Origin of the sequence: Longimicrobium sp. (genome assembly GCF_036280135.1) — a bacterium.
Classification (GTDB): domain Bacteria; phylum Gemmatimonadota; class Gemmatimonadetes; order Longimicrobiales; family Longimicrobiaceae; genus Longimicrobium.
In genome coordinates this window covers 1-3970 of sequence record NZ_DASURI010000296.1, presented here as the reverse complement: position 1 = coordinate 3970, position 3970 = coordinate 1, and the positions used below count along the sequence as shown (strand labels likewise).

The 3970-nt window shown below is 71.9% G+C and carries 5 protein-coding genes; 4 read left to right on the top strand and 1 reads right to left on the bottom strand.

The window, feature by feature from the left end; genetic code table 11:
- Window positions 1-337, top strand: a 337-nt coding sequence (locus VFZ20_RS09375; RefSeq protein WP_329683601.1) for a YraN family protein, incomplete at its 5' end; no start/stop codon positions are given.
- Between the two features lie 172 nt (window positions 338-509).
- Here VFZ20_RS09375 and VFZ20_RS09370 read toward each other — a convergent pair.
- Window positions 510-656, bottom strand: a complete 147-nt coding sequence (locus VFZ20_RS09370; RefSeq protein WP_329683600.1) for a hypothetical protein — start codon at window positions 654-656, stop codon at window positions 510-512.
- A gap of 232 nt (window positions 657-888) precedes the next feature.
- Between VFZ20_RS09370 and dnaX the strand changes: the two genes are divergently transcribed.
- The 3 genes from dnaX to recR all read left to right on the top strand — a co-directional run.
- A complete protein-coding gene (gene dnaX / locus VFZ20_RS09365; RefSeq protein WP_329683599.1) occupies window positions 889-3108 on the top strand; it encodes a DNA polymerase III subunit gamma/tau in 2220 nt (739 codons plus the stop codon).
- A gap of 90 nt (window positions 3109-3198) precedes the next feature.
- Complete coding sequence (locus VFZ20_RS09360; RefSeq protein WP_329683598.1) at window positions 3199-3519, top strand: YbaB/EbfC family nucleoid-associated protein; 321 nt, start codon at window positions 3199-3201, stop codon at window positions 3517-3519.
- Window positions 3520-3523: 4 nt separating this feature from the next.
- Window positions 3524-3970 (top strand): recombination mediator RecR (recR, locus tag VFZ20_RS09355; RefSeq protein WP_329683597.1); only part of this gene is annotated, 447 nt, incomplete at its 3' end.

Below are 3970 nucleotides of genomic sequence, written 5' to 3'. Positions count from 1 at the left end.
GGGGGAACAGCTGGCCGCCGGGTACCTGGCCCGGCGCGGGTGGGAGATCGTCCACCGCAATTACAGAATCGGACACCGCGAGATCGACCTCGTCGCAAAGTGCGGCGAGGTCGTCGCTTTCGTGGAGGTCAAGACGCGCGGCGGGCTGGGGTACGGGCACCCGCTGGAGGCCATCACGCGAAAGAAGCGGCGCGAGATCCAGCAGGTGGCCGCCGCGTGGATCGAGGCCCACGGCCGGCCGGACTACACCTACCGCTTCGACGCCGTCGCCATCCTGCTCCCCGCCGGCGGCGACCCGGTCATCGAGCACGTGGAGGACGCCTGGCGGATGTGGTGACGCCGATGCGAATCGTTTCGCGTCACCACGGGATCATCCGTGGTCCGGACTTCGCGCGAATGCCGAGGATTCTGCCTGTCGGAAACGGCCTTGCCACCAGGAAAAGGCGAAGCCCCGGGACAGTCCCCGGGGCTTCGCGTCGTCCATCCGGCGATACGGAGCCGAGAGCGGTTCAGACGGTCCAGTCGCACCACCCGCACGTGTTGCAGTAGCCGGTGGCGCCGGTGCGCTGCGCGGGCTTGGAATCGTTGACCGGGGCCTTGGCGACCTCGAACGTCGTGACCTGCAGGGCCTCCACGTTCAGCTGCATCTTGCTCATCAGAACGTCCTCCGGATGGGAATGGATGCGTCCCGGCATCACCGGAACAAGCGAATCGTGTCCGCATAGGTGAGACACCACACCTATCATCGGCAGCCGTGTGCAAACGTGCAACAACCCGCGCCAACACGGCCAATCCGGGCACGCCCCCGCCGGCTCCGTTGAGGGGACTGGACGGGGAGGCTATATTCCGTCGTCGCTCATCGATCTCCCTTTCATCCGGCAGTTCTCCGTGTCGCGCACCGCACTCGCACGCCGTTACCGCCCGCGCCACTTTGACGAGGTCGCCACGCAGGAGCACGTGTCGCAGACGCTGCGCGCGGCCGTGCAGCGCAACCGCGTGGCGCACGCGTACCTGTTCTGCGGGCCGCGCGGCGTGGGCAAGACCACGCTGGCGCGCGTGCTGGCCATGGCGCTCAACTGCCCCAACCGCACGCCCGAGGGCGAGCCGTGCGGCGTGTGCGACAGCTGTGAGCGCATCTGGGCCGGCCGCACGTCGCTGGACGTGGTGGAGATCGACGCCGCCAGCAACCGCGGCGTGGACGACGCCCGCGACCTTCGCGAGCGGGCCATGTACGCCCCGTCGGAAGAGGACCGCTTCAAGGTCTACATCATCGACGAGGCGCACATGCTTACCCGCGAGGCGTGGAACGCCCTCCTCAAGATCCTGGAGGAGCCGCCCCCACGGGTGATCTTCGTCTTCGCCACGACGGAGCCGCAAAAGATCCAGCAGGCCGCGCCGCCCATCCTGTCGCGCTGCCAGCGCTTCGACTTTCACCGCATCAGCACGGCGGACCTGGTGGGCCGGCTGCGGACGGTGCTGGGGTACGAGGGCATCACCGTGGGCGACGAGGTGCTCGTCCCCATCGCCCAAAAGGCGGACGGCGGGATGCGCGACGGCCTGTCGCTGCTGGACCAGGTGCTCAGCTTTACGGAAGGGGCGCCTTCCGCGGACGACGTGCGGCGGATCCTGGGCCTCGTGGGCACGGAGGTCTACCTGGACCTGTTCGGCATCATCGCCGAGCGGCGCTCCGCGGACGTGTTCCGCTTCGTGGGGCGGATGCTGGAGGAGGGATACGACCTGGCCGAGTTCTACCGCGGCCTGGCGGACTTCATCCGCGCCCTGCTCATCGTCCGCCTGGGCGGTGGCGAGGTGGAGGCCATCCCGCAGCACCTGCAGCCCACGGTGGAGGAGATGGCGTCGCGGTTCGCGCCGGGCGACCTGCTGCGCATGCTGGCGCAGGTGGCGGAGCTGGACGCGGACGGCCGGTTCCGCAAGAGCGGCGAGCAGCGCATCCTCATCGAGCTGCTGCTGCTTCGCTTTGCGTACCTGGAAAGCACCGTCAGCCTGGAGGACGTGCTCTCCGCGCTGGGCGGGGGAAGCGGCGGCGGTGGCGGAGACGGCGGGGCACCCCGGGGAAACTTCGGGGGCGGCCGGCCGGGGCAGCCTGACGCCCGGCCCGGTCGCCTGACCGAGCCCACCCCGCAGCCCCAGTCTTCGGCGCCGACGCAATCGACCGCCGGCTTCGCGCAGCCGCGCACGTCGGACGCACCGGGCCCGCCGACGGCGTCCGCCGCGCCCGCGCGCCCGGTGGAGCCCGCGCCGCAGCCCCGCGCGCCCGAGGCGCCGCCGGCTCCGCGTCCGGCCGAGCCGGCCCCGGCCCGTGCCGCCGCGCCGGTCCAGCCGACGCCGCACGCCGAGCCGGCGCCCCGTCCGGAGCCCGCGCCGCGCCGTGAGCCGGAGCCCCGCCGCGAGCCGGAGCCGCGTCCCGCCATGGCGCAGGCGTCCGCGCCCGTGCGCCCGGCGCCCGCGTACGACGGCCCGCCTTCGTACGACGACGTGCCCATCGGCGACGAGCCGTACGACGACATCCCGTATGATGACTACGGGCCGCCGCCGGCCCGCGTGCAGGTGGGCGCCCCGATGGCGCCTGCCCGGCCGGAGCCCGTCAGCCCGCCGCCGGCGCCCCGGCAAACGCCCGGATTCGCGCAGCCGCCCGTTGCGGAGGCCGCGCCTCCCGCCCTGTCGGACGGCGCGGGGGGCCCGCTGGACCCGCGCTCGCTGTCGGACGCGTGGAAGGCGATCATGGCGGACCCCACGGCCATCCCCGGCGCCCTGCGGATGATCCTGCGCTCCGTGGTCCGCGTGGTGCCGGCGGGCGACGGGCAGGCGCGCGTGGAGATGCCCACGGCGTCGCTCAACATCCCCGAGGTCAGCAGCGTCAGCACCAGGCGGACGCTGGAGGACGCGCTGGGCAGGCGGCTGGGGCGCCGGGTGACGGTGGTGTACGCGGCCACCGAGGGCCCGGCCATGGGCAACGGCGGCGGCTCCGGCGGCCCGGCCCGCATCACCAGCGAAAGCGCCAGGCGCGACCGGCTCAACCGCATGATGGAAGGGGAACCGGTCCTCGCTGCGGCGGTACAAGCATGGGACCTGGAACTGGTTGACTGAGCGCGGGTTGCGCCCTCCTCGCGGACGGGCGCGGCCGGCGCTGGCGTGCATTCCTTACCTGATGATGATCCGCACAGGCGGCACAACGAGATGAACAACTTTCAGCAGATCCTGGAGATGGGCCAGCAGGTGCAGGCCCGCATGTCGCAGCTGCAGACGGAGCTGGGGCAAAAGACCGTGTCCGTGAGCACGGGCGGCGGCATGGTCACGGCCACGGCCGACGGGCGCGGCAAGCTGCGCACCCTCAAGATCGACCCGTCCGTGGTGCAGGCCGGCGACGTGGAGATGCTGGAGGACCTGGTGATCGCCGCCGTGAACGAGGTGCAGAACCGCGCCAACGAGCTGTACGAGGGCGAGATGCGCAAGCTCTCGGGCGGGCTGCAGATGCCGTTCAACCTCCCGGGGCTCTGAGCCCTTGTCGGCCATCGACGAGCTCGTCGGCGAGCTGGCGCGGCTGCCGGGGATTGGCCGCAAGACGGCCCTGCGCCTGGCGTTTCACCTGCTCAAGCAGCCGGAGGACGACGCGCGCCGGCTAGCCCGCAGCATCGTGGACGTGCGCGAGAAGGTGCGCCCCTGCGGCCGCTGCGGAAACCTGTCGGAGCAGGACCCCTGCGCCATCTGCAACAGCGCCCGGCGCGACGTTTCGCTGGTGTGCGTGGTGGAGGAGGCCAGCGACATCATGGCCATCGAGCGCACAGGCGAGTACCGCGGGCTGTACCACGTCCTGGGCGGGCGCCTGTCGCCCCTGGACGGCATCGGCCCGTCGGAGCTGAACGTGAAGCCGCTGCTGGAGCGCATCGGCCAGGGCGACGTGCGCGAGGTGGTGCTGGCCACCAACCCCAGCGTGGAGGGCGAGGCCACG

What these genes read in the sequence shown, in the direction of transcription:
- VFZ20_RS09370 (WP_329683600.1), bottom strand. Translation starts at nt 656, where the DNA reads ATGAGCAAGATGCAGCTGAACGTGGAGGCCCTGCAGGTCACGACGTTC.
- VFZ20_RS09360 (WP_329683598.1), top strand. Translation starts at nt 3,199, where the DNA reads ATGAACAACTTTCAGCAGATCCTGGAGATGGGCCAGCAGGTGCAGGCC.